Here is a 24698-nt window from a genome sequence, read left to right as displayed (position 1 = left end):
CGCACATGAGTGACGATCTGTCCTCATGTGCGTTTCTATGAATACTATAAATCAAAACTTATTCTTCTTTTGCTTTGTTATTCAATGCCTCATAGAGTACTGCTAAATTCCGCTCCAGCTTACTCAGCACCATTTTACCGGTAATCTCTGGCACCAAACCTGCTCTAACCGCAAAATCGACCTCTCTTGAGAAACCGTACATTTGGGTATCAAGCACTTCCTCATAGAGAGGGCAGTAGCGTGTTGCCAGATTTTCCATCTGCACTTCAATAAGTTGCTGAATTTTATCGGCATCTTCTTGTAGAAGATTGATCGCTTTAAGATTAAACTGTTCCTGTAATTCCGACGAAGTCATGCCTCTTCCCCCCCATGTCCAAAAGTTAAGCTGCTTTTACTATTTTACTTAATATTAGTCGAAATCGGATATCAATACAACAATTCTGTTTATACTAACCATTTATTTGAAAGAAGCAGCTATGTTGTTTATAAGGGATGCCATTAATTCCTCATCTATTTCTAGAAAAAACGCCCCACCGTAAATCGGTAGGACGTCTTTACATACAACTATTACTCAGCTACAACTGTAAAGTTCAAACCGTGTTTAGCAAAAACTTCACTCATTGCCTTCTTAGCTTCTTCTGCATCTGTTCCGTGAACATGAAGCTCGTAACTTTGGCTTGATACCAAAGTCGTGAACAAACCAAGGATACTCTTAACATCAATGTACTTGTTGTCCGCTTGAAGAACGATTGAAGAGTTGAACTGACCTGCCGTTTGAGCAATATCAACGATTGCCGCATTGTTACTGGACATAGAAATCCCTCCGCAACTTGATTATGAAACATAAGTCATTTGTAATCATTTCTTATGATACCTTGAATCCGCTTACTTGTGCAAGGTGTTTTCTTACTTTTACAGCTTATTTCAAGTTTTCAGGATTCAGACCTTCCAGTTCTGGTAACACGAAGATTCCATCCTTACGGATTAATACATCGTCAAAATAAATCTCCCCGCCGCCATAGTCTGGACGTTGGATTAATACAAGATCCCAGTGAATGGAAGACCGGTTTCCGTTATCTGTAACATCATATGCTTGTCCTGGTGTAAAGTGCAGGCTGCCTGCAATTTTCTCATCGAACAGAATGTCATTCATTGGGTGCAAAATGTAAGGGTTAAAGCCTATGGCAAATTCTCCAATGTGACGTGCGCCGTCATCTGAATTCAGGATTTCATTCAAGCGAGCGGAGTCATTGCTTGTTGCTTCAACAATTTTACCGTTCTCGAATTTGAATTTGATATTTTCAAAAGTCACTCCGTTATAAACGGATGGTGCATTATAGCTGATCGTTCCATTTACAGAATCACGAACAGGAGCGCTGTAAACCTCGCCATCCGGAATATTCTTTTGTCCAGAGCATTTCTCTGCACCGATTCCTTTGATGGAGAATTTAAGATCTGTTCCAGGACCTGAAATATGTACCTTATCTGTTCTGCGCATGAGATCAGCCAATGCATCCTGAGCCTTGTCCATTTTGGCGTAATCCAAATTACACACTTCGAAATAAAAGTCCTCAAATGCTTCTGTACTAATATTTGCAAGCTGAGCCATACTCGCATTGGGATAACGTAATACTACCCACTTCGTATGCTTCACGCGTTGTTCACTATGCACTGGATGGGAATACAAAGAATTATACAATTTCATATTTTCTTCTGGAACATCGGACAGGTCATTTACATTCTCACCTGCACGGATGCCGATATAGCAATCCATTTGCTTCATCCGGTTCAAGTCAATTTCAGCCCATGTCTGAAGACTCTCACGAGTTGCATATTTAAGCATGCTGCGTAGGACTGTACGATCTGTCAACTGAACAAAAGCATGACCGCCAGCTTTACCGATTTCCTCAACAACAGCTTTGATTAAATCTCTTTCATTGCCAATCATTTCTACAAGCACGTTCTCGCCTGGCTGAACATCTACGGAATAACCTACAAGATTTGCCGCCAGCTTTTGAATTCTGGGATCTTTCATTGTGTACTCTTCCTTCCTCTGTCTGAAAAATAAGCATGCTGTTCTATTGTAGCACGCCCTTTATGGAGCGCAAGACCTGCATAACCATGTAAAGATTAACGGTAACCTGTGAAATCCACCTTAGATACATAAGTTTCATTTTCAGATTTATTCATCATTTCACCGGAATAGCTTACTTTTCGATTCAAGGTAAGCCTTCTGGGAAGATTATGCTTCTTATCAACCGTTAGGTGGTAGACCGTTTCAACATTAGCCTGTTTCAGCTTTTGCTGTAGCTCATTATTTTTCTTCTGCCACAGCTTCTCCAAAGCTTTCGTCACTGCCTGATCAGCCTCTGTGTTGTTCTCAGCGGATTCGGGGACTTTAGGACGAAGGTTCTGCATTTCTTTTTCCAATTCAGCAGACAGCTGCTTTCTAGCCTCTGAAGGGGTCAATTCGATTCGCAGCACACTTGTCCCTCTGCCTGCTCCAGCCTCTTCGGTTACACTCGTCTCCATGGACTCAAGCTCCTCGAGTTGCTTTAGCGGATTTAGCGCAGGTAATGGATTTCCCTCCTCCGAGGAATTTTCAGTAGTCTGAAGTTCCCATCTGCCCTCTTTTTTCTCTAACTGACTGTAATAAGGTTTCAGAGCATATGCGCTACTCTTTAAGTCTTTAACGCCATCAGCTGCTGCTTTTTTGGTCATAGATTTATCTGGAAGAAGCGTGTACAGCTTGACCTTTTTATGATCCTCCACTGTGCCTCCGTAGAACAATAAGGATTCAGGAACCGTTGTTCCCCCTCGTTTCAGCATATTCGCCCCTTCAAAAACAACCTCATCACTTCCAGCCATCCCTGCCAACGCCAAACTTAAATCTTCCTTCGCAGGTTTGTCTCTTATGACGCTACATCCGCTACATAACAGGCAATACAGTGTCAGAACTAGAGGGACTCCTCCCTTAAGTAATAATAGCTTTCTCACGGACCTCAGGCCTTTCTCGGAGTATTTTACTTAAGTACAACCCACGTATAGGGTTCTCCCTTCCTGCAAGCCTTATACCGCAATTAGAGCCAGAATAACTGTGCATATAAAAAAAGAACCCATGAGGCTTACCTCACGGGTTCTTAATATTGCTATCATTTTCTTTCGTATCAAAAACAACTTGGTTCCGGCCGTTATTCTTAGCTTTATACAGCGCCATATCCGCTCGATAAAATAATGACTCAACACTTACTCGATCGTCCATCCAGCTCCATTCCGCTATTCCGCAGGATACCGTTACACTAGGTTCAGTTTCTTCCATAACGCGTTTGCGTATACGCTCAGCTACATAACCCGCCTGCTGCATTCCCATTAACGGTAAATAAACGGAGAGCTCCTCCCCACCCCACCTCGCAGCAATGTCGCCTTGACGGATGGAAGATTTCACAATTTCACTAACCTCTTTTAGAATCTTATCGCCTTTTTGATGACCATAGGTATCATTCACGATTTTGAACTGATCAATATCCACAACAATTAAACAACCGCAGAAGTCCGTAGACTGTCTTTCTTTTATCTCTTCGTCCAAATAATGACGAGCATAGAGACCCGTTAGGCTATCTCTATTCGCAAGACGTCTAACTTCAGCATGTAGCCTGGCGTTACCTACTGCTAGACCAATATGTCCCGCCATCGCCTGCAATAGCCTGTAGTTGTCATAGGAAAAATAATGAGAATCTCGATGTGCCAGCATAATCGCACCTCGCACTTCTCCACCCACACTAAGAGGTGTGGCAATCAACGACTGCGAACCGGTAGCATTCATTAGTCGGGAAGTTGTCTTAGGATTATCTATGTAGTCAGACATGATCAGTGATTCACCTGTGGAATACACCTTTCCACCTAAACCTGCCCCTACTTCTAATACTTCATTCTGCAATGAGGGATGGTTGCAGGCAATAACTTCTAGGCCACCCTTTTCCTCATTCATATGTAAGATACAGCAGTAATCTGCACCAAACATTTCAAGTAGCTCTTCAAACGCAAATTGAAAAATATCGCCTAAACGCAAGCTTTGATTCAAACGCTGGGTAAGCTCATTACTCATGCGAAGCTCACGGATTAGCTGATTGGAGCGCTCATAAAGCTTGGCGTTCTCAAAAGCAGTCCCTGCCGTATCGGCTACCATTGTGAGAAACCGTAAATCAACGTCAGGGAAGATTGGATTATCCATCACCATATGGAATACCCCATAAACCCCCTGCTTACCACCTAACGGAAGCCCTATTTCTACATTTCGGTGATTTTCATCACTAGTGTGCAGCGCAACACGTCCATCCTTAAACGCCCTGGCACAGACATCATCACTGGACATGTGGAAAGGTAACGGTTTGACCTGCGGATTAGTGCTGCGATGATCTTGTGACATATACAGGTCGAGTCTGGCTCCAGGATACATCGCAGAGATGCTATCAATGACTTCCGAAAGTACAGCATCTACATCAATATTGTCATGCATCCGCTGAACAATCTGAAATAACAATGAACGACGATTGCTTTCACGTTCTGCATGAATATGGGTACTTGCAAGATCAGCTACAAATATATGTTCAAACTTATGATAAAAACAGGTGCGGTAATGCAGCGACATAGCTTCTGCAGTATCTCGTCCACCCATTTCATATTGTTGCGTAGGCATAGAACAGCCCAAAAAAGCAAAAATTTTATTGTCGACGCGAGTGAATAGCGGTATGGTAAAAAAACTCAGATCCTTACCTTCTACGGTTAACGGAACGGCAGAGATTGTTTCTGAAATCAAGCTAGAAGCCGCCGCCTGTTCCCACTGCTGCCTCCATAGTTCTTGTTGATCCAAACTATTGTTTATATATTTACCTTCAAAATTCAGCACACACCATTCCCATGATCTAGAGAATGGAAGGGCATTGAGCCCACCAAACCATTCATTGAAACTGTCTGCAATCAAATTTGCTAGATAAGGGAAGTCATGCGTTACTATTTCCGTTTCCCTAAGCCAGGCGGTGGGATCTTCGGAATCTCTACTAGCGTATAAGTTGTCCTGTAACAGCATACGGCTGTCTTTATGGACGTATGCTTTCTGCTCTGACATAACGAAGATCCCCTTTGCATCTTGATTAAGAAAACTATCTTCACTAGTAACAACTAATTAACTATATTTTACTCCCTTTCTTTGTGCATTGCATTATATTTTCATCATTTCCGGGACTTTTTTTTAGGACCAAAGAACTATCGACAAAGATTGACAAAAACTCTTTTAATAAGCGCTTGACTTTATATACTGTATTCATATAATATTTATTGTTGAACAAGACTGTAACAAGTCTTACTTGGGCGTAACGTTGTGTCACCCTCACGCATTTCGTTACTGCCAGGGCAGCGGCTGAACTTCCCTGGCAGTGTGGAAGCCATTAATGCTAATCACGGATACGAAATGCGGCGCAAATAGGCCCTACCCTGAAATTTCAATTATAAAGGAGTCTACTATAACATGGCACGTTACACCGGACCTAAATTCAAACTCAGCCGCCGTCTGGGAATTTCCCTTAGCGGTACAGGAAAAGACTTGAAACGCCCTTTTCCACCAGGACAACACGGAGCTAACCAACGCAGAAAAGTAAGTAACTACGGAATGCAGCTTTTGGAAAAACAAAAACTGCGTCACATGTATGGTTTGGGAGAGAAACAATTCAAAACTCTCTTCACTAAAGCACAAAAGCTTCCAGGTCTTGCGGGCGAAAACTTCATGTTCTTGCTTGAAAGCCGCTTGGACAACCTAGTTTACCGTCTTGGATTTGCTAACTCCCGTGCTGGTGCACGTCAGTTGGTATCCCACGGACACGTAACTGTTAACGGCAAAAAAGTCGACATCGCTTCTTACCGTGTAAGCTTGGGCGACGTTATCGGTCTTCGCGAAAGAAGCCAAAGCATGGCTTCCATCAAAGAAGCTCTTGCTAACCGTTCCCACCTTCCAGCTTACCTGGAATCTGCTGAAGGATCTTTCGAAGGTAAATACATTCGTTTGCCAGAACGTTCCGAGCTTTCCCAGGATATCGATGAGAAACAAATCGTCGAGTTCTACAACCGTTAATATCTCGTTTATAGCGAGTATGACCAAAGCCTCCGGATTTATCCGGAGGCTTTTTGTTATTCTAATAGGTAATGAACACTCCGACTGCATTCAAAATCGCCAATTTGTGCTATAATAATTCCGTTAAAAGGAGGAATTATCGTCGATGGTTCAAGAGAACAAGAAAAAAAACGTAAAGAAGCCTTCACCCCGCAGATCTGGGCTTAGCAGGTTCGGTTCTGTAGTTAAGTGGATGTTTATTCTTGGCATAATAGGCATTCTGTTCGTCGGTGGTGCAGCAGCAGGATACGTCACTTCCATGGTGAAAGATGAACCTGTTCGCTCTGAGGAAATGATTCAACAGCAAGTCGGACAAAATGCGATCACCGGATTCGCATACTTCCGTGATGGCGCACCGATCGGCCAGCTTCGTACAGAAGAAGATCGAAGGCTCATTCAATACAACGACATCCCCCAGATTATTATTGATGCAGTTCTCGCTATAGAGGACAATAATTTCAATGAGCATAATGGCGTGGATTTCAAAGGCACCTTACGTGCCGTCAAACAAAAGATATTAAATGAATCCGTTCAGACCGGAGGCAGTACACTTACTCAACAGCTCGCAAGACGTGTATTTCTCAATCTGGATCGAACAGAAGATCGTAAAGCAAAAGAAATTCTACTTTCACTTAGACTAGAGCGCTTCTTGACCAAGCAAGAGATTTTAACGGCTTATCTGAACAAGGTTCCGTTCGGTAATGGCTCGAATGGCTATAACGTATTTGGGATTAAAGCTGCATCCAAAGGTATATTCGGTCTGGATGATCTAGACAAGTTGAATATTGCCCAAGCGGCGTATTTGGCCGGTCTTCCACAGCTCCCCTCCGCTTATTCAGCATTCAATGGCGTTGGAGAATTCAACGCAAAGGCGTTCAATAGAGCTATGGATCGTCAACAGCTTGTACTTCGTCGTATGCTAGAGGAGAACAAGATCACTACCTCCCAATATGATGAAGCACTCAAGTTTGATATTAAAAGCTCTCTCGCTCCTCACACTAAGAAAGCTTATGCTACATATCCATACCTAATGATGGAGACGGAGCGTAAAGCATCTGAGATTCTTTTGTCACTAAATGAAAAGAATAACAGTACAGCTGATACCACTAGCTCTAGTGATAATGCCGTACTTCTTGAGGAAGCAAGACAACAGTTAATGACCGGCGGTTACCGAGTCTATACCACTATTGATAAGAAAGTATACAGTGCAATGCACAGTATTTCCGAAGATAGTAGTAATTTCACCAAGGACAGCAAAACAAAAGGTGTTGAACAGACGGCTGGCATTTTGATCAACAACAAGACCGGAGCCATTCTCGGTATGATTGAGGGCCGCGATTTTAATATCGAGCAAATGAACTACGCAACCCAAATGGTCCGGCAACCCGGCTCAACGATGAAGCCGATTTCAGCATACTTACCTGCCTTAGATGCAGGACTGATTCAACCTGCTGGAATCTTAGATGATGCTCCAATCATTTTGAAGGATGGCGGGAAAGGCTTCCATATCCCTAAAAATGCTAACAATCGCTATCAGGGTTTAGTTACGGCTCGCTATGCACTTAATAAATCCCTCAACCTACCGGCGCTTAAACTTTTTAACGAGAAGGTCGGAATAGAGGATGCTTGGGCCTTTACTAAAAAGCTAGGGATCACTACACTCACCGAAGATGATTACAGAGCGCAGACTGGGGTTATAGGTGGTCTTCGATACGGTACATCCGTTGAGGAATTAACCAATGCCTATTCCGCCATTGGCAATAAGGGAGCATTTAATGATGCTTATATGATTGAGAAGATTGTGGATTCGGAAGGCAAGATCGTTTATCAGCACAAAGTTAACCCTGAACAAGTATTCTCTGAGCAAACTGCTTATCTAATGACCGATATGCTGCGTACAGTAATCACAGAAGGTACTGCAAGCACAGTAAGAAGAGATTATAAACACTTTAAAGACGTTCCTATTGTAGGTAAGACTGGCTCCACTCAGAACTATGGAGATGTCTGGTTCATGGGCTACACCCCTGATGTCACACTTGGCATGTGGGTTGGTTATAAGGAACAAATTAATACCCTTACAGGAGATACACAAAAACGACAAGCACAGACCTTATGGGCTAAAGTCATGAATGCTGTTATCGATAAGCAGCCAGACTTGTTCGTTACAGACAAATTCACACAACCTGAAGGAATTACCAAAAAGACAGTTTCCGCATACAGCGGTAAGCTGCCAACGGCTCTAACTGACAAATTCACAACGGATCTTTTCAATGCGAAATATGTACCTAAAGAGAGCGACGATGGGATTTCCAAAGCCAAGTATATTACTTACAATGGCGTCAACTATATCCCACTCGAAGGTACACCGGAGGATTTCCTGAAAGAAAAAATCGTCGTTAAACGTGAAAAGCCGATCCAGGAATTAGTTAAGGAGCTCTTGGCAGCCTTCCCTAAGATGAAGGAGCATAAATCGCTGGAGTATTATATGCCAGCCGATGCTAAGACAGATTTCCCTACTGAAGTCGATCCACGCGTGGACGACGGTACTTCGCCTTCTGCTCCTGGAAATGTAAGTGTCTCATACAGCACTGGAAAAGCTGTGATCAGCTTCTCCCCAAGCGGCTCTCCAGATGTAGTAGGGTACCGCTTATACCGTTCTTTAAACGGCGGGTCATTCCAGAAGCAAGCTGTAATTATGGCTGACGAGAGCAAGGTATTCTCACCAGGAACACCTGCGAGTGCCAATGCAACATTCTATGTCAGCGCTGTTGATGTCGCAGGTAATGAGACAGCTTCTGGTAGCGTTGCTGGAGGCACTACACCAACTCCAGAAGCAACACCAACTCCAGATCAGCAACCGGAGACAACGCCTCCTACAGGCTCTGAGAGTACACCAGGAGAGGATATCGAGATTCCTGGAACCATTCTACCGACGCCTACTTCAACGCCATCTGGCGAAGGTAGCAGTAACGGAAACAGTAATAGTGGTACAGCCGGCAATACGACTGGAAACCATTAACCGGTAGTCCGAAGAATAACTTCACACAGCAAAACACCGTTCCCTTGAATTCATTAGGGAACGGTGTTTTTTTATGATCCATTCTAATCTTCTATCGTTGATAAATCGCCAGTTGGGAGATGAAGCTCCCAAGCCTTTAATACACGCCGCATGATTTTACCTGATCGTGTCTTAGGAAGTTTATCCTTAAATTCGATCTCTCTCGGCGCAGCATGCGCAGACAGTCCGGCTTTGACAAATGCCGCGATCTCCTCTTTGAGAGCAGCTGTAGGAGTATAGCCTTCTCTCAGCGAAATGAAAGCCTTGATAATTTCCCCACGCACCAGGTCTGGTTTACCAATTACACCCGCTTCTGCCACAGCAGGATGCTCTACCAATTTACTCTCCACTTCAAAAGGTCCTATACGCTCACCAGAAGAGTTGATAACGTCGTCAATCCGTCCTTGAAACCAGAAATATCCATCATCATCCATATAAGCAGAATCACCAGAAATGTACCAACCAGGAATGCGGAAATACTCCTCATACTTCGCCTTATTGTTCCAGATCGAATTCATCATGGATGGCCAAGGCGTCCGTATTGCAAGATTCCCCATTGAGAATGGTGGGAGAACATTGCCTCGATCATCTAAAATCGCTGCTTCAATGCCTGGCAACGGACGGCCCATAGAACCTGGTTTGATATCCATTCCAGGATAATTACAGATCAGTTGCGCTCCCGTCTCTGTCATCCACCAGGTATCATGAATGCGCTGGTTGTAGAACTTATCTCCCCATCGCACGACTTCAGGATTTAACGGTTCTCCAACAGACAGGACATGGCGCAGGCTACTCAAATCAATTCCCTGAATTGAACTCTCTCCTGCCCCCATCAACATACGAAATGCTGTAGGTGCACTGTACCAAATACTAACCTTATTTCGTTCAATCGTCTTATACCAATCCTGAGGACTAAAGCGTCCCCCTCTCACGACATTCGTTACCCCATTTAACCAGGGAGAAAATATTCCGTAAGATGTTCCTGTCACCCAGCCTGGATCAGCTGTACACCAGTAAATATCATCTGGACGTAGATCCAGCACCACTCTACCTGTATAATAATGTTGAATCATTGCTCTTTGCACATGATAAACGCCTTTAGGTTTTCCTGTAGAACCTGATGTATAATGCATGATAAGGCCATCGTCCAGGTCAAGCCATTCCAATTCGAGCTCAGAAGACGCGTTATCCATCTCCTCAGTGAAACCTAAGTTACCTTGCTCGATATCAGAGGTACCGCCTACTAGAAAAATATGACGCAAATTCGGAAGCTCATCTCGCTTCACACGATGAAGTAGTTCAGGTGTAGTAACCAAAGCAACCGCACCACTATCTTCCAGCCGGTCCTTAACTGCTGTTTCCATAAAGGCTTCGAACAGAGGGCCCGCTATTGCCCCAATCTTCAGAATACCTAGTAAACTAAAATATAGTTCCGGTTGACGAGGCATAAAAATAAATACCCGATCTCCCTTACCGATACCATATTTACGCAATACATTTCCGAACCGATTCGACCGTTCCTGCAGATCGGCAAATGTATAGGATTCATCCCGCACCGCATCACTGTAGAGCAGGGCCGTTGCCGCTCCCCGTCCTTCTTGAACGTGGCGATCCACTGCTTCATGTGCCATATTAACCTTTCCAGTGTCATACCATGAGAAGTTACGTTCAACATCCTCCCACTTAAAATTGGCTACTGCCTGGGTGTAATCAGACATATTGGAGCTCTGCACACGGCCAGGCAAAATTTCGCTATGGACTTGACCCATCACTCTTGCCTCCCTCACTCGTTTGATTTAAGCTTTAAGGGTAAGACTCTTCTCTTAGATAATGATGTCAATGCAATGAATGTGAATTTTTTATGTCTGAATTAGTATAACATAGCAAACGTTTACATTCCATATTTTATCATCCGAAAGGAGCACGGCTATGGAGCATCGTAAAATCCCTGTTTCCCATACGCTTTCATATAAAGGTAGAACAATAACAATAAGTGGCCCCCGATCTCCAGAGGACCTTAAAGCCCTTCACATGCATCATGATCTTGATGCCTTTCGCAAGCCGATTGAACAGCAAGAAGCTCTCATAGAGATTGCTAGCCTGCCAGAAGGACGTATAATTACAGCTGTAGAGGATGGCACTATAATAGGCTATGTAACCTTTCATTATCCGGATGAAATGGAGCTTTGGTCACAGGGTGGAATGATGGATCTAATTGAGCTTGGAGCTATTGAGGTGAGTAATGATTATAGGGGAGCCGGACTAGGCCGGCTGCTTATTTCCACTGCTTTTGAGCAAGAGCAATTGGAGAATTGTATCGTCTTTACAACAGAGTATTATTGGCACTGGGATTTAAAAGGGAGTGGGCTTGATGTGTGGGCTTATCGTCAAATGATGGAGCGGCTAATGAAAACTGTAAATATGGTTTGGTATGCTACGGATGATCCTGAAATCTGTTCACATCCAGCAAACTGCCTAATGGTTCGTATTGGACAAGAGGTACCTATGTCCTCACAGGAGACTTTCGACAGGGTACGCTTTAGACAGCGCTTCATGTACTAAACGAGTACTAAAGATGCTGCAGCATATATTCTAATATAGAATGTGAGCGCCCTGAGGCTTCCACCGTGAACTCCTTAAAACTCACATTTGCTGACCCGTCAGACTTATCAGACATCGAACGAATAATAACAAAGGGAGTGGCGTTCATCACACACACTTGTGCAACCGCCGCCCCTTCCATCTCCACGCACGCTCCGTCCAATTCCTCTCTTAATTTGGCTACAATCTTCGCATTAGAAATGAATTGATCACCTGAAAGTACTTTGCCAACCAAGTACTTTTGGCCTAACTCGTTACACGCCCTCTCAGCAAGGAGTACCAATGAAGGGTCTGCCTGAAAGACAGAATTATCCTGATAAGGTATTTCACCTTTTGAAAAGCCAAGTGCTGTAGCATCCATATCATGCTGAACACAAGTAGATGATATAACAATATCTCCAATATTCAATTCAGGATGCACAGCCCCAGCAACCCCAGTAAACAAGACACTAGACACACCAAAGGAATCAATTAGAATTTGTGTCGTAACTGCTGCATTCACTTTACCTACCCCAGATTTACAGAGCACTACAGACTTTCCTAATATATTACCTATGTAATAATGAATTCCTGCCTTGACCTTCGTCTCCTTATTCTCCATCCTTTCTAGTAATAGCTTAATCTCTTCATCCATCGCACCAATTAATCCGATTATTTCAGGCAAAGATACCGCCTCCTCCGATGATTTACTCTGTAAAAAACATAAAAAGCTCCAAAAGGAGCTTTTTACGGAAATACTGTTTAGTTCTTAAATTACTTATTCAGATGATTAACAGACAAGCGGAGAATCGTTTCATGAGGCAAGATAACCCGCGGATTCTCAACCGTCTCTTTCTTCATGAGTTTCGTCAAAAGTCTCATTGCTACCGCACCTAGGTCATACATAGGCTGGGCTACAGTTGTCAACAATGGACGAACCATCGAAGCCATACGGATGTTATCCACACTAATAATGGAGAAGTCATCCGGTACCTTCAGGCCTTCATCCTGAATACTGTGAATTGCACCAATAGCCATCTCGTCGGTTGCGGCAAAAATAGCGGTTGGCTTCTTCTTGAGTCCAAGGAAATACTTCATAGCTTCGACACCAGATTCATAGCGGTAGTTACCGATACGTACCAAGTCTTCTTGATACTCGATTCCAGCCTGTTCAAGTGCCTTCTTATAACCATGGAAACGTGCATATCCATTCGCAGGATCCTGGAGTGTACCACTGATCATTGCGATTTCTCGGTGACCGTGACGAATCAAAGTATTCACTGCATCAAAAGCAGCGGTTTCATGATCGATGTCAACGGAAGGATAAGTTCCCTTCTCATCCCGTGTAGCACATAGGACAATCGGAACTGCAGAAGTCTGGAAAGCTTGAATATGTTCTTCGGTTACCGTACCACCCATGAAGAGCAGACCATCGACCTGTTTCTCCAAAAGGGTATTGATGACACGGATTTCCTTTTCTTTACGCTTATCCGCGTTACACAATATGATATTGTAATGATACATGTTCGCGATATCTTCAATCCCGCGTGCAATTTCTGCAAAAATCGAGTTTGAAATATCTGGGATGACAACCCCAACGGTTGTCGTTTTCTTACTGGCAAGTCCTCTCGCCACGGCATTGGGACGATATCCCAAACGCTCAATCGCTTCAAAAACTTTCTTCCGGGTCTGCGGTTTCACGTTAGGGTTATTGTTCACAACCCGTGATACCGTAGCCATAGATACGCCTGCTTCTCGAGCTACATCGTAAATGGTTACCGTCAAATTACTCTCTCCATTGCGATAAATTTTATCGTTCGACTAATTAAAAATATGATACGACACTTTGTACAATTGTGCAATGATAACGCTTCATTTTCCTTTCAAAATTTCTTTCAAGGCTGAAGACGTAACCCCTAATTACAATTTTTGACTAGTGTAGGTTTCCCTATTCACGAGCACAATAATGTAACTTCTATCTATCGTAACAAAAAGTGAGTGAAAAATCCAACATTCCGTGAAAGTTTTTCATTATTTTCACAGAATGTTTTAATAATTTGCGTTTTTAGTCGATTGGAACGTTAATTGAGACAGTCTTCGACTAGTTTCTTCCATCCAATTCTGGTCTTTAAGCCCCTCAGCTAGTCGGTATAGATCAAGTAACATATCCACTCTAGCCTGAATTGTCTCTCGGATAGCCAACTCTAATTCTTGAAATCCTCCGACAATAACCTCTGTCAAAGCTTCTTTTAGGACACTAGCTAATTCATTTCTTTGAGTAAACGAAAAATCTTGTTTTGGCACATCCGCGTTCAATTCTTTCACTAACTTTCCTAAATCTGCTTTAATAAACGACAAGGGCTCATAACTAGTACATTTCGGACAAGTATAGACAGGGACATGTGTAATCTTCACCCTCGTATTAAAAATCAATGAATGCATATGTAAGTTCATGAGGCCACCACAGCTACACAACTTCTCCATTAAGTTATCTGTATACATCTTCTACACCTCTTGCAAGAAATGAATTAAGTACAAAGTATGACTTTTCAATTTCTATATTCGACCTCCCTCGATTAAAACCCTCTTTAATTGCATATAATGATTAAATTGGCAATTCGTCTATAATTTACAACCCTTTAGATGACTTCGTATTTTAAATTTGATAGAATATGAAGGATCATGTGATACGAAAGGAGCTTAACAAAATGAGACTAGATGGAAAAAAGGTCATAGCACTCGTAGACGATGAATTTGAAGATTTGGAGCTCTGGTATCCCGTGTACCGAGTAAGAGAAGAAGGCGCTGAGGTTCACTTGGCAGGTTTGGAAAAAGATAAAACATACATCGGCAAATATGGTGTGCCTGCAAAAGCAGAGTACTCCTGGGACGATCTTAATGCCGCAGATTATGACGGGATTTTAGTTCCTGGTGGCTGGGCCCCTGATAAAATCCGTAGATACAGTGCCGTACTAAAGCTAGTACAGGATTTCAATGCAGCTAAGAAACCTATTGGGCAGATCTGCCACGCAGGCTGGGTATTAATTTCCGCTAAAATTCTGGAAGGTGTAACCGTCACCTCCACACCCGGTATCCGTGATGATATGGAGAATGCCGGAGCGATATGGAAAGATGAAGCTGTGGTTACGGATGGACATATTATTTCTGCTCGTCGCCCGCCAGATCTGCCGCCCTATGGCAAGGCTTTTTGTGATGCTCTTGCTGGGGAATAAACAGTAGAAATAAAGTTTAAAATCAAACAAGCCCTGTCTCTCCATTTGAGGAACAGGGCTTTTGATTTGCTTCGCTCGACTTTGGAGCTACTTACTTAATTCTAATGGACGCTTTCTCCTTGATTTTGTTTGGATAAGAATTAAACCAGAAAGTCAACGGTTGGGGTAGCTTTTCCTTGCCTACATTGAAGATATAGGTTACTGTAGTTCCCTTACTACTTTCATTAAACTCTCTATATCCTGAGTAATTATTTTTGATAGTTTCCATCATATGCCCGCTTCCAGAGCTATCTTCAAAATAATCGCTCAATGCAAAATAATAAAGCGACTCCTTATCTTCTTTAGGAATAAAATAGTCCAATACCAGAATTCCCTGCTCTTCGTCCTCCATTCTTTTGGAAATCGTCAGATTGCTATCCGGTACCTTCAGAATCTGCTGTGTTTCGGTATTAATCACAAGCTCAAGCTTAGATTGATCTAGAGCAGAAATCCCTTCAATTTCAAACTTAATCGGATCATCAGGTCTCATATTATCATTATGATAAATATTCGATCCACTTACCCACATTAATTCCTCTTGTTGCTCTCCTTTTCCGATGACAAGCTTAGGTGAAAGCATATTAAATATCCTCATTGTATTCTTTTGGTCATATCTTTCCCGCATATAAATACCCGTAGGTCCAATATAGATATTCTCCATATTAATTTGCTGTCCGGCGATGGACAGACTATCCTTTAGATCAACTCTTTTTCCTTGAATATAAGCCTTGTTGGTATCCATTGGGATCTGAATGTTTAAAGATTTAAGCTCACCGCTTGATAAAGCTGGATCATCAGGTGCTGGAAGCAACCTTAGAGAAATATTTAACGGGTCTTCCAACTCATCCTGATATTCATCCCATACGATTTGCTCGTACATAAGAGTTGTCCCAGGAGATCCAACATCTTGTGCGTTAATTGTGCTAAACCCGCTGTATCCTGTGCGATAAATATTACTTTCAGGAGTCTTTTTCAAGGATAGTCCAAACAGCTGCATTTTCCGATCTGTATTGTTTTCAATTGTATACAGAACCGCAATTCCTCTTCGATCGGCCATAATTCCATTAACCGTCCACTTTATTCCATCCACCTCAGTTGAAGAAATATTTACTTCCTTCATCATCCCTGCGTCAAGTGCCGATGTGATGGTCAGATTATTAGCGATAGTCGGGCGAAACACTTCAAGCTGACCCCAGCTTTTTGGTGGTAACTGCGCACGTACAGGATTGGCCATCTGATTTACCCATGGGACAATAATCAATAAGGCGATAGCTAAGACCGCCAACGTAATAACAGCGTATCTTTTTCTAAAAGATAACCCTTTTCGGTTACCTAGCTGCATCCCCTTGCGAATCGCGGCGTCTAGTTTAACTTCCGGGATTTCCTCAGCCTCGACATTAATTTTATGAAAATATTCGTTAAGTAGCTTTTCTTCAGACTTAGCCATAAAATAGATCTCCCTTCCGTTTCATTCGGTCACGCAGTTGTTTCAGACCTTTGTTGAGCCATGTCTTTACCGTACCCTCCGGTTTATCGAGCACCTCTGCAATTTCTACAAGGGTCATATCCTTGTAATATTTGAGTACAAGCACCTGGCGATACTTCGGCTTAACCCCATCCAGCGCTTGTTCCATGTCCAATCTGCGGTCGCTTTTCATCTCCATAATCCCTATATCACTTCGAGTAGCTTCTGTGACAGCATTCCTCTTTCTGCGCTTCAACTCATCATTACAACAATTGATCAGAATGCGTGTTAACCAAGGAACAAACCTTTCGGAGTCCTTTAAGCTTTTACGTTTAATCCATGCACGACAGGTTGCCTCCTGCAGAACTTCTAACGAATCCGCCTCGTTTCGCAGATAGCTGTAAGCAATGCTGTAAAGCTTTCTTTTCTGTTCAGCTACCAGCTCGTAGAATGTATCTTCTTCCGTAGCAACTATTTCCATTTCGTCTTTAATAATGTGTTCCATCCTTGTTTTGTCCTCCCCCCTTGCCTTTACGCATAAATCAATCCTGTTCAACTCTCTATATATATTGACTGCGCCGAAGCGCAAACGGTTTTGTTTTTTTATAACAATCTAGTACAAAAGAAAAAGGCTCGGCAAGAATGCCGAACCTTGATGTGGACTTGATGATGGAGCGCTTGATAACTATGAAGAAGCTTTCTCCTTTGTTTCCACGCTCGTTCCAAGCGTAATTCCGCTTTTCTGAGCATAAGCACTTAGGATTTCTTCCGTTTCCGAGCTTGTACGATGATGGAAGCAAGCCTTGGCAACCCTTGTAGCGTCTATAGCCAGTGTATTCAGGGTACGGTGTTTAACCTTCAGCAGTGCCTGCGGCGACATGCTTAGATCACTAATCCCTAACTCCAGCCAAAGTGGCAAAGAACGCTCATCTGCCGCCATTTCACCACATACACTAATATCTATTTTTGCATTACGCGCTGCTTCTACAGTCATACGGATCATTCGCAGAACCGCTGGATGATATGGATGATACATATGCGCAATTTGTTCATTCATTCGGTCTACGGCTAGTACATATTGCACCAAATCGTTCGTACCGATACTGAAAAAATCAACTTCCTCCGCCAGTAAATCCGCAATCATAACCGCAGCTGGAACTTCAATCATAATACCGACTGGAATATTCCGATTAAACGGTATGCCCCGTAGCTCCAGTTCAGCCTTCACTTCTTCCAATACAGCTTTTGCTGCTTGTACTTCTTCTACGGAAGATATCATAGGGAACATTAGCTTTACATTCCCATACGTACTCGCCCGCAAAATGGCAGTTAGCTGAGTTTTGAACATATCCTGTCGATTCAAGCTGATTCGAATGGCACGATAGCCAAGGAACGGATTCTGCTCTTCTGGCAGCTGGAAGTAATCCAGATGCTTGTCCCCGCCTATATCCAGCGAACGGATCACAACCATATTGCTGCCTACCTTCTCGACAACCTGTTTGTACACTTCAAATTGTTCATCCTCCGTCGGAAAAGAACTGCGATCCATATAAAGAAACTCTGTACGGAATAGACCTACACCCTCGGCTCCATACTTGAGCGCTAAATTCAGTTCTTTGACGGAGCTGATATTACCAGCCAATCGCAGGTTAACGCCATCTTTAGTGACGGCATCGACTGTAGCAAGCAATTCCAGTTGTTCTTTCTTTTTATGCTGCTTATTCCGAAGAGAAACATATTCATTGATCGTTACCTCATCAGGATGAATTTGCACAGATCCGGTGTCTCCGTCTATCACGAGCATGTCTCCGGTCTGAATTGGGTTAGATAAATTATTCTCCAAACCTGCTACGAGCGGAATGCCCAGCGCACGAGCCATAATGGAGGAATGTGAGGTTTTACCGCCCATCATAGTAACAATACCTAGAACATAAGTTGGGTTCAAGTGAGCTAACTGGGAAGGAGACAACTCCTTCGCTACGAGAATATACGGCTGTGTATCCGATGGCAGCGTGACCTCAGGAGCACCTAAAAGATGCTTTAACAGACGGTTACCGACATCCTTGATATCCACCGCCCGCTCCTTCATGTATTCATCATCCAGCAGATCAAACATCGCTACAAAATGATCAATCGCTTCCTTAACAGCCACTTCCGCCGCCTTATACTGGCGTTCAATAATCCCCCGGATTTCGCTCATAAACACCGGATCATCCAAAATCGCCAGATGAGCATCAAAAATGCTGGATTCCTCCGGACCGACTACTTCTCTGAATTCTTTTTTGATGAATTCAATCTCGTCCTTAGAGGTACGGATACCTTCGTATAAACGCTCAAACTCCTTAGCTAGATCCACTGGGTTCACTTGTGTGTCTGGTAAGCTCCACTCCCAGTTCGGTAAGACAAAGGCCTTCCCGATAGCTACACCTGCTGCTGCGCCTATGCCTTGTATCATCCTTCTATCCCTCCAACGTTACTTTCATGTAAGACTACGGACATTACTGAAGATTGCCCCTTTTTAACATTTTTAAATGGAGCATAGCTCCATGATTTTACTCGATCAGGATTCGTAATCACCATTGGTGTAGCCAGTGAAGCTGCATGCTCACGCAAATAAGCGAGGTCGAATTTAACAAGCAATTGACCTGGTTCCACACTGTCGCCTTCTTTTACTACCGCCTCAAATGGCCCTTTAAGCTGCGAAGTGTCGATCCCTATATGCATAAGTACCTCCAGCCCTTCCGGCGTAGCAATACCAACGGCGTGCATTGTAGGATAGACGTGCATAACCTTCCCGAATACAGGCGAAGTAAGCTCCCCTTTTTCCGGCAAAAATGCAACTCCATCACCCACCAGCTTCGCTGCAAAGATGTGATCCGGCACTTCCTCTATGGGCATCATTCTACCCTGCATCGGAGAACTGAACAATACCTGAGGCAAATCACGAAGCATTAGCTTATTAATCTCCTCGCGGATCAGCTCTGAATACGTACCAAATACTACCTGGACATTCCCGCCACCGAGCTTGATAATCCCAGCAGAGCCAAGACCTTTGAGCGCCCCGGTATCAATATATCGATCATTATGGACGGTAAGCCTCAAACGAGTGATACAGGATTGTACTTGTACGATATTCTCCTTACCACCAAGCGCCTCCAAGATCAATGGTGCCTGATAAGGGATGTTTCCTGCCCAATCACCGAGTTCCGAACCTTCTTCACGCCCTGGTGTTGGGATCTGAAAACGGCGAATCGCCCAGCGGAACAAGTTATAATATACAATCCCATAAGCTATACCGATCGGAATTAACAACCAAGCCCTCTGGGACAGATGCATATTCAAAAAGAAGTCAATCGCTCCTGCCGAATAAGAGAACCCGTGATGAATTCCCAGCATATAGGTCAGTACCATAGCGAGGCCAGACATTACAGTATGTATCGCGAATAAATACGGAGAAGCAAACAAAAACGCGAATTCAATCTGCTCCGAAACCCCGGTCAGAAAACAGACCAAAGCCGCTCGCATGAAAGTCTTTTTAATCTTAGGCTTCAAGTCCTCGCGCGCTTCCTGAATAATAGCAAAAGCAATGGCTGGCAGTGCAAACATCATAATCGGAAACAAACCCGCCATAAAAATGCCCGCCGTAGGATCGCCTGCAAAAAAACGTGGCAAATCCCCCTGAACGACAGTGCTACCATCAGGAGTTGTAAAGTTTCCAAACTGAAACCAAAACACATTGTTGAGAATATGGTGAAGACCGAAGGCTGTTAGTACTCTATATAGCACTCCATAAATAAAAACGCCAAAGCCGCCTGTCTGCAATATCCCTTGAAAAAGATCATCCAGTCCTCTTTGCAGCAGTGGAGAGATCCCTAACATCACCCATGCAAAGCCAGCCGAAAACAATCCCATGAACAGCAAAACAAAACGCGAACCTCCAAAAAACTGTATCGCCTCTGGAAGCTTGATATTTTTGAACCGGTTTTGAGCGATACCGGCAACTATACCCAGCAAAATCCCGATAAGTGTTGCAGGTTGTACAAGCCCGTCTCCCATATGGGTAACAATCCGGTCGTAAGTGAACATTCCAGCCAGTGCTGCAAGACCCGCCGTTCCAGCTTGATTGGATAATCCCCATGCTACACCCACAGCGAACAAATAAGGCATAAAATAAAAGATTCCCTGCCCAGCGTATGTAGCCACTTCGGATACCGAAGAAAGTCCCCATGCAGACCAAGGTAAGCTGCCCAAACTAAGCAAAATGGCTGCCGCCGGCAGTACCATGGTAGGAAGCATTATGGCTCTGCCCAATTGCTGCAATGATCCGAGCCAATTCAAGGCTACCCTCTCCTTTCTTTCTATATTGAATGGTAAGCGCTGCGGGGGTTTTTGTCAAAATAAACTGAAGGAAAAGATCAGGATATATTTAAAACAAATACACACTCACTCCACAATAAAATCACCTAGAAACACCATTCTATGGGCTCAGGATTCCAAAGCACTAAAGCAAACAATGCTAAAGTTGGTTAAAACCGATAAAAGTTACTCTGAATGAATGTGCGTCTCTAATAATGCTTCAAGTGTATGAGTTATATTTATTGAATGAAGTTTTGTCTGCTGACTGAGTCTCTTTCTTTTGCTGCCGATGATAAAAGAAGATGTTAATTGTACTTTGTACAACTATTTATATCCTATAAAAACTGAAATCCATATAAGTGTACTTTGTGCAATTATTTTTAATAATTTCACCCTTTTCCTAACCTTTGGTGTGTAATAAGTGTACAAAGTACAACTAAACCACAATAGAATAGAGATATTTCCGATATAGTTGTATATAGTGCAATTATTCTCCCACTCCTACCATATTTGATCTGGTCGCATAGCTTTCACTTCGTATTGTCGAACCCGTTCTCCCGTAATTACAGGCTTTATTAGTCCCTTCTCACTCAACGAGTGCAACAATCTGCGCGCCGTTCGAAAGTTAATGCTGAAATGAGTGGTCACATCCTTTGGACGGATCGCCCTACCCAGTCGCCAAGCCAACCGTAGAACCTCCTTCTCCTCAGACAAAATATCCACGCCTGCAGATTTGCGCGCCAAATGAGGTGCCAGCACCAATTGCAAAAGCATCCGGCACACCTCGGGGCGGTGCTGAAGATCATCAACAGAAAAATGAATCATTTTCCACCCCATTCCGGTCAGAAAAGTGTCCCGATTAACTGCGTAGTTGAATCTCTCGCGGTCCATGTCCTTCACATGACTTTGAAACCCGTCGCACTCAATCCCGAGACTGCCGCCGCTCTGCGGAAGAAAAGCGAAGTCCAGAAACTGAGATTTACGATTCCAGTCGTACACTTCGTATTCTGGATGCAAATCATCAAGGCTCTCAAACAATGGCCACCATACATTCTGCAAGAACAACTTCTCCGCATAATTATGCCCTCTAACCAGCCTCCCCCTTCTTTCTCCTGATCTTTCAGTCAAGTGCTTGTTAATGAACATACCATGTGCTTCTTCAAATTCCATTATGGTATCCTCCCCTATAAAAATAAAAAAACGCCCTTCACCGCAAATTATGCGGATAAAGGACGTTCTTCGTCTAACTTCAGTATAACAAGCTCAGTTAGTGATTTGCATTAGAAATTGCACAGTCTGTGCAGCCAATCGTAATCAAACAATGCTTTTGATCTTGGCTGTTTCTTTAACATTAAATTTGCAACTACTTTTCAGCGTCAAAAAATTTAGTTAGCTGGTTTGTTAGTTTGTTCTTTTGTCTGTCGGCTCGCCGGTTCATTGTTCTCTCGGTTGGTTCGTTTGTCGGCTCGTAAGCTCGTCAGTTCATCGTTTGCCCGTTCGTCGGTTCGTTCGTTCGAAATCCCTTGATACACGCTCTGATCATCATTTTTTCAATAGTCAGATAAAGTGTTGAACTACCGAACCTTATGCCCGAGTACGCCCATGCATCGTGATCGCTTCTTCGACCTTGATACAACGGTCCATAATCGCCGTCATACCGTGCTCAGCGGCGATTTCAGCGGCTTCCTGGCTGATTATACCCTGCTGGAGCCAAAGCACACGTGCGCCGATTTCAGCGGCCTCCTGTGCTACCTTTGCGCAGTATTCGCTTCGACGGAACACATTAACAATGTCCACCGGCTCTGGAATTTCCGCTAACGTATGATAGCACTTTTCTCCCAGTATTTCACCATCAACCAATGGGTTTACAGGAATGATCCGATATCCCCGACTTTGCATAGCACCCGCGACCATATAGGAGGTACGGTCTGTTTTGTCAGACAGGCCAACAACTGCGATATTACCTGCAGAAGCAAGGATATCTCCGATCTGTTCCCGACTTGGATTCTCAAAGCTCATACATAGTGCCCCTTTCCATAGTTACACTTTATGATCCTTATTTAACTGAAGCTAAATTCGCTAGCCCCCTTACTTCTATTGTACCCACTCCACATTCGCACCAAGCGCACGCAGGTGATCAAAGTATTGCGGATACGACTTAGCGACATGGTGAGCATCCTTGATCAATAGTGGTTTACGCGCTCGTAAACCTACTACTGACAGCGCCATAATTACACGGTGGTCGTAATGCGCGTTAATGGTCACACCACCTTCGACGCCTTCAGGCATGCCGTGAACGATAATTTCATCGCGGCGCTCCTCAACATTGGCTCCTGCACGAGTCAATTCTGCCAAGTAATCAGTTATACGATCACATTCCTTATACCGAAGGTTCTCAACGTTATAGAATCGTGAAGTGCCTTCAGCAAATACGGCAGCAGCTACCATAGCCAGCACCGCATCGGTTGCAGCATCTCCGTCGAATTCAACAGCTTTTAGTACGCCGTTCCCTTGTACGTGAACTGTTCCCTCTTTATGAGTAAGCGGTACTTCCATCATACGCAACACATCAACAATGGCTCTTTCTCCCTGCTTACTCTGTTCCATAAGTCGATGTACCTTAACATCAGACTTTGTCACAGCAGCAGCCGCAAGAATAGCCGCAGAGCCAGGATAGTCACCTTGCACAGTATACGTCTTAGCCGCGTAGGCTTGACGACCCGGCACTTTAAAGGACATATAATCATCTGCCGCATGAACCACAATTCCTGCCTGCTCCAATACTTCTAGCGTCTGACCTACGACAACCTTCGACTTCAAATCATCAAGAACAATAATTTCACTATCTTCTTCAAGCAATGGTGTCAAGAATAATAGAGCGCTTAAGAACTGGGAACTGACAGCACCGGAAACTGCAATTTTACCCCCAATAGGTTTGCCACCGCGGATCGTGATCGGTAACTTACCTTCATTATGCTCTACCTTCACACCAAGCTGTTCTAGAGACACGATCAGGTCGTCATGTGGACGTTTGCCCAATGAGTCAGGATACGTGTTTACGAATGTAACTTCAGGGCTCAGCGCAGCAACAGCCATTAGAAAACGTAGTACTGCTCCAGCATTCCCCACATTAAGTTCCTTAACATCCTTAGGTTTGCGACCAAAGCCTTGAATCACAATCTTCTCATCATCTTCTGTGAGTACAGCTCCCAAATCTGCAATACAACGACGGATGGCATCGCTATCTTCACTATGTGCCGGATGATAAATCGTACTTACGCCTTCTGACAATGCGGCAACCAGCAAATAACGAGTGGTATAGTTTTTGGAAGAGAGGGCCCCAAATTCTCCTTGCAGGGATGGCGTTGGCCTAACAATAACGTCCATAATATAAACTCTCCTTAGTAGATATAGTTGTATGTAGTGCTCGTTTGACAGGGTGTTCCATGCTTGTGTTATCATTAAACCATTCTTCTGATGAAAAGAGGTCACAACCATGCATAATGTTCCACAAATTACACCGCAAGAATTGCGGCAGTGTCTAGAGACAGGGGAAGACCTTGTACTCATCGACGTTCGTGAAGACGAAGAGGTTGCCTTCGGGATGATTCCCGGTGCACAGCATATCCCCATGGGAGAAATTCCACACCGCACTGAGGATATTCCAAGCGATGCCAAAGTGATCTTTATCTGCCGTTCCGGTGCTCGAAGCCAGCGTGTCTGCGAATATCTACAACAGTTTGGTTATCATGCTACAAATTTAAGCGGCGGTATGATTGAATGGAATGAAACACTCTCTTAAAA

General features: G+C 43.7%; 21 protein-coding genes. 5 read left to right on the top strand and 16 right to left on the bottom strand.

Annotated features, from left to right (window positions below; genetic code table 11):
• Positions 1-58 precede the first annotated feature (58 nt).
• The 5 genes from MKY19_RS11710 to MKY19_RS11690 form a co-directional block, all read right to left on the bottom strand.
• Complete coding sequence (locus MKY19_RS11710) at positions 59-355, bottom strand: YlaN family protein (protein ID WP_042126833.1); 297 nt, start codon at positions 353-355, stop codon at positions 59-61.
• 212 nt (positions 356-567) lie between these two features.
• Positions 568-813 (bottom strand): HPr family phosphocarrier protein, encoded by a 246-nt coding sequence (locus MKY19_RS11705; RefSeq protein WP_042126831.1) that lies wholly within the window; start codon positions 811-813, stop codon positions 568-570.
• A 106-nt stretch (positions 814-919) separates the two neighbouring features.
• On the bottom strand, positions 920-2035 hold the full coding sequence (locus MKY19_RS11700; RefSeq protein WP_076282932.1) for an aminopeptidase: 1116 nt from the start codon (positions 2033-2035) through the stop codon (positions 920-922).
• Positions 2036-2130: 95 nt separating this feature from the next.
• Positions 2131-2997, bottom strand: coding sequence for a hypothetical protein (locus MKY19_RS11695; RefSeq protein ID WP_339802939.1), 867 nt, complete (start codon positions 2995-2997; stop codon positions 2131-2133).
• A gap of 133 nt (positions 2998-3130) precedes the next feature.
• On the bottom strand, positions 3131-5125 hold the full coding sequence (locus tag MKY19_RS11690) for a diguanylate cyclase (RefSeq protein ID WP_339802936.1): 1995 nt from the start codon (positions 5123-5125) through the stop codon (positions 3131-3133).
• Positions 5126-5524: 399 nt separating this feature from the next.
• Here MKY19_RS11690 and rpsD point away from each other — a divergent pair, with 399 nt between their 5' ends.
• Both rpsD and MKY19_RS11680 read left to right on the top strand, forming a co-directional pair.
• On the top strand, positions 5525-6124 hold the full coding sequence (gene rpsD / locus MKY19_RS11685; RefSeq protein ID WP_042187338.1) for a 30S ribosomal protein S4: 600 nt from the start codon (positions 5525-5527) through the stop codon (positions 6122-6124).
• 145 nt (positions 6125-6269) lie between these two features.
• The gene (locus MKY19_RS11680) at positions 6270-9182 is read left to right on the top strand and encodes a transglycosylase domain-containing protein (RefSeq protein ID WP_339802932.1); all 2913 of its coding nucleotides are present in this window, start codon (positions 6270-6272) and stop codon (positions 9180-9182) included.
• An 83-nt stretch (positions 9183-9265) separates the two neighbouring features.
• Here the strand turns inward: MKY19_RS11680 and acsA are convergent, their stop codons facing one another.
• On the bottom strand, positions 9266-10990 hold the full coding sequence (gene acsA / locus MKY19_RS11675) for an acetate--CoA ligase (RefSeq protein ID WP_339247399.1): 1725 nt from the start codon (positions 10988-10990) through the stop codon (positions 9266-9268).
• Positions 10991-11150: 160 nt separating this feature from the next.
• Between acsA and MKY19_RS11670 the strand changes: the two genes are divergently transcribed.
• Positions 11151-11783: a GNAT family N-acetyltransferase gene (locus tag MKY19_RS11670; RefSeq protein ID WP_076282937.1), complete on the top strand. Its 633-nt coding sequence runs from the start codon at positions 11151-11153 to the stop codon at positions 11781-11783.
• A 7-nt stretch (positions 11784-11790) separates the two neighbouring features.
• Here MKY19_RS11670 and MKY19_RS11665 read toward each other — a convergent pair whose 3' ends face one another.
• From MKY19_RS11665 to MKY19_RS11655, 3 genes are all read right to left on the bottom strand, one after another.
• Positions 11791-12486 carry a 5'-methylthioadenosine/adenosylhomocysteine nucleosidase gene (locus MKY19_RS11665; RefSeq protein ID WP_339802929.1) on the bottom strand — a complete coding sequence of 232 codons (696 nt, stop codon included), beginning with the start codon at positions 12484-12486 and terminating at the stop codon, positions 11791-11793.
• Positions 12487-12575: 89 nt separating this feature from the next.
• Complete coding sequence (gene ccpA, locus MKY19_RS11660) at positions 12576-13586, bottom strand: catabolite control protein A (protein ID WP_042187330.1); 1011 nt, start codon at positions 13584-13586, stop codon at positions 12576-12578.
• Between the two features lie 264 nt (positions 13587-13850).
• The gene (locus MKY19_RS11655) at positions 13851-14303 is read right to left on the bottom strand and encodes a hypothetical protein (RefSeq protein WP_339802926.1); all 453 of its coding nucleotides are present in this window, start codon (positions 14301-14303) and stop codon (positions 13851-13853) included.
• A 206-nt stretch (positions 14304-14509) separates the two neighbouring features.
• Between MKY19_RS11655 and MKY19_RS11650 the strand changes: the two genes are divergently transcribed.
• Positions 14510-15034 (top strand): type 1 glutamine amidotransferase domain-containing protein, encoded by a 525-nt coding sequence (locus MKY19_RS11650; protein WP_339270601.1) that lies wholly within the window; start codon positions 14510-14512, stop codon positions 15032-15034.
• A gap of 91 nt (positions 15035-15125) precedes the next feature.
• On the opposite strand, the gene MKY19_RS11645 is transcribed toward MKY19_RS11650, so the two are convergent.
• The 7 genes from MKY19_RS11645 to aroA form a co-directional block, all read right to left on the bottom strand.
• On the bottom strand, positions 15126-16520 hold the full coding sequence (locus tag MKY19_RS11645) for a DUF4179 domain-containing protein (RefSeq protein WP_339802923.1): 1395 nt from the start codon (positions 16518-16520) through the stop codon (positions 15126-15128).
• Positions 16513-17043 (bottom strand): sigma-70 family RNA polymerase sigma factor, encoded by a 531-nt coding sequence (locus MKY19_RS11640; protein WP_339802920.1) that lies wholly within the window; start codon positions 17041-17043, stop codon positions 16513-16515. Before MKY19_RS11640 ends, MKY19_RS11645 begins: the two co-directional genes overlap by 8 nt.
• Positions 17044-17223: 180 nt before the next feature.
• Complete coding sequence (gene ptsP, locus MKY19_RS11635; RefSeq protein WP_339802917.1) at positions 17224-18993, bottom strand: phosphoenolpyruvate--protein phosphotransferase; 1770 nt, start codon at positions 18991-18993, stop codon at positions 17224-17226.
• Positions 18990-20876: a glucose PTS transporter subunit IIA gene (locus MKY19_RS11630; protein WP_339802914.1), complete on the bottom strand. Its 1887-nt coding sequence runs from the start codon at positions 20874-20876 to the stop codon at positions 18990-18992. Before MKY19_RS11630 ends, ptsP begins: the two co-directional genes overlap by 4 nt.
• 519 nt (positions 20877-21395) lie before the next feature.
• Positions 21396-22064 carry a hypothetical protein gene (locus tag MKY19_RS11625; RefSeq protein ID WP_339247382.1) on the bottom strand — a complete coding sequence of 223 codons (669 nt, stop codon included), beginning with the start codon at positions 22062-22064 and terminating at the stop codon, positions 21396-21398.
• Between the two features lie 414 nt (positions 22065-22478).
• A complete protein-coding gene (locus MKY19_RS11620) occupies positions 22479-22913 on the bottom strand; it encodes a CoA-binding protein (protein ID WP_076299469.1) in 435 nt (144 codons plus the stop codon).
• 75 nt (positions 22914-22988) lie between these two features.
• Positions 22989-24281, bottom strand: coding sequence for a 3-phosphoshikimate 1-carboxyvinyltransferase (gene aroA / locus MKY19_RS11615; RefSeq protein WP_339802910.1), 1293 nt, complete (start codon positions 24279-24281; stop codon positions 22989-22991).
• Between the two features lie 109 nt (positions 24282-24390).
• Between aroA and MKY19_RS11610 the strand changes: the two genes are divergently transcribed.
• Positions 24391-24696, top strand: coding sequence for a rhodanese-like domain-containing protein (locus MKY19_RS11610; protein WP_042187309.1), 306 nt, complete (start codon positions 24391-24393; stop codon positions 24694-24696).
• The last annotated feature ends 2 nt before the right edge of the window (positions 24697-24698 follow it).

Origin of the sequence: Paenibacillus sp. FSL R5-0744 (assembly GCF_037972555.1) — a bacterium.
GTDB lineage: Bacteria > Bacillota > Bacilli > Paenibacillales > Paenibacillaceae > Paenibacillus_AQ.
This window is presented reverse-complemented; position numbering and strand designations above follow the sequence as displayed.

Coding starts and splice junctions, on each gene's coding strand:
- MKY19_RS11710 (WP_042126833.1), bottom strand. CDS start 355: ATGACTTCGTCGGAATTACAGGAACAGTTTAATCTTAAAGCGATCAAT.
- MKY19_RS11705 (WP_042126831.1), bottom strand. CDS start 813: ATGTCCAGTAACAATGCGGCAATCGTTGATATTGCTCAAACGGCAGGT.
- MKY19_RS11700 (WP_076282932.1), bottom strand. CDS start 2,035: ATGAAAGATCCCAGAATTCAAAAGCTGGCGGCAAATCTTGTAGGTTAT.
- MKY19_RS11690 (WP_339802936.1), bottom strand. CDS start 5,125: ATGTCAGAGCAGAAAGCATACGTCCATAAAGACAGCCGTATGCTGTTA.
- rpsD (WP_042187338.1), top strand. CDS start 5,525: ATGGCACGTTACACCGGACCTAAATTCAAACTCAGCCGCCGTCTGGGA.
- MKY19_RS11680 (WP_339802932.1), top strand. CDS start 6,270: ATGGTTCAAGAGAACAAGAAAAAAAACGTAAAGAAGCCTTCACCCCGC.
- acsA (WP_339247399.1), bottom strand. CDS start 10,990: ATGGGTCAAGTCCATAGCGAAATTTTGCCTGGCCGTGTGCAGAGCTCC.
- MKY19_RS11670 (WP_076282937.1), top strand. CDS start 11,151: ATGGAGCATCGTAAAATCCCTGTTTCCCATACGCTTTCATATAAAGGT.
- MKY19_RS11655 (WP_339802926.1), bottom strand. CDS start 14,303: ATGTATACAGATAACTTAATGGAGAAGTTGTGTAGCTGTGGTGGCCTC.
- MKY19_RS11650 (WP_339270601.1), top strand. CDS start 14,510: ATGAGACTAGATGGAAAAAAGGTCATAGCACTCGTAGACGATGAATTT.
- MKY19_RS11645 (WP_339802923.1), bottom strand. CDS start 16,520: ATGGCTAAGTCTGAAGAAAAGCTACTTAACGAATATTTTCATAAAATT.
- MKY19_RS11640 (WP_339802920.1), bottom strand. CDS start 17,043: ATGGAACACATTATTAAAGACGAAATGGAAATAGTTGCTACGGAAGAA.
- ptsP (WP_339802917.1), bottom strand. CDS start 18,993: ATGATACAAGGCATAGGCGCAGCAGCAGGTGTAGCTATCGGGAAGGCC.
- MKY19_RS11625 (WP_339247382.1), bottom strand. CDS start 22,064: ATGGAATTTGAAGAAGCACATGGTATGTTCATTAACAAGCACTTGACT.
- MKY19_RS11620 (WP_076299469.1), bottom strand. CDS start 22,913: ATGAGCTTTGAGAATCCAAGTCGGGAACAGATCGGAGATATCCTTGCT.
- aroA (WP_339802910.1), bottom strand. CDS start 24,281: ATGGACGTTATTGTTAGGCCAACGCCATCCCTGCAAGGAGAATTTGGG.
- MKY19_RS11610 (WP_042187309.1), top strand. CDS start 24,391: ATGCATAATGTTCCACAAATTACACCGCAAGAATTGCGGCAGTGTCTA.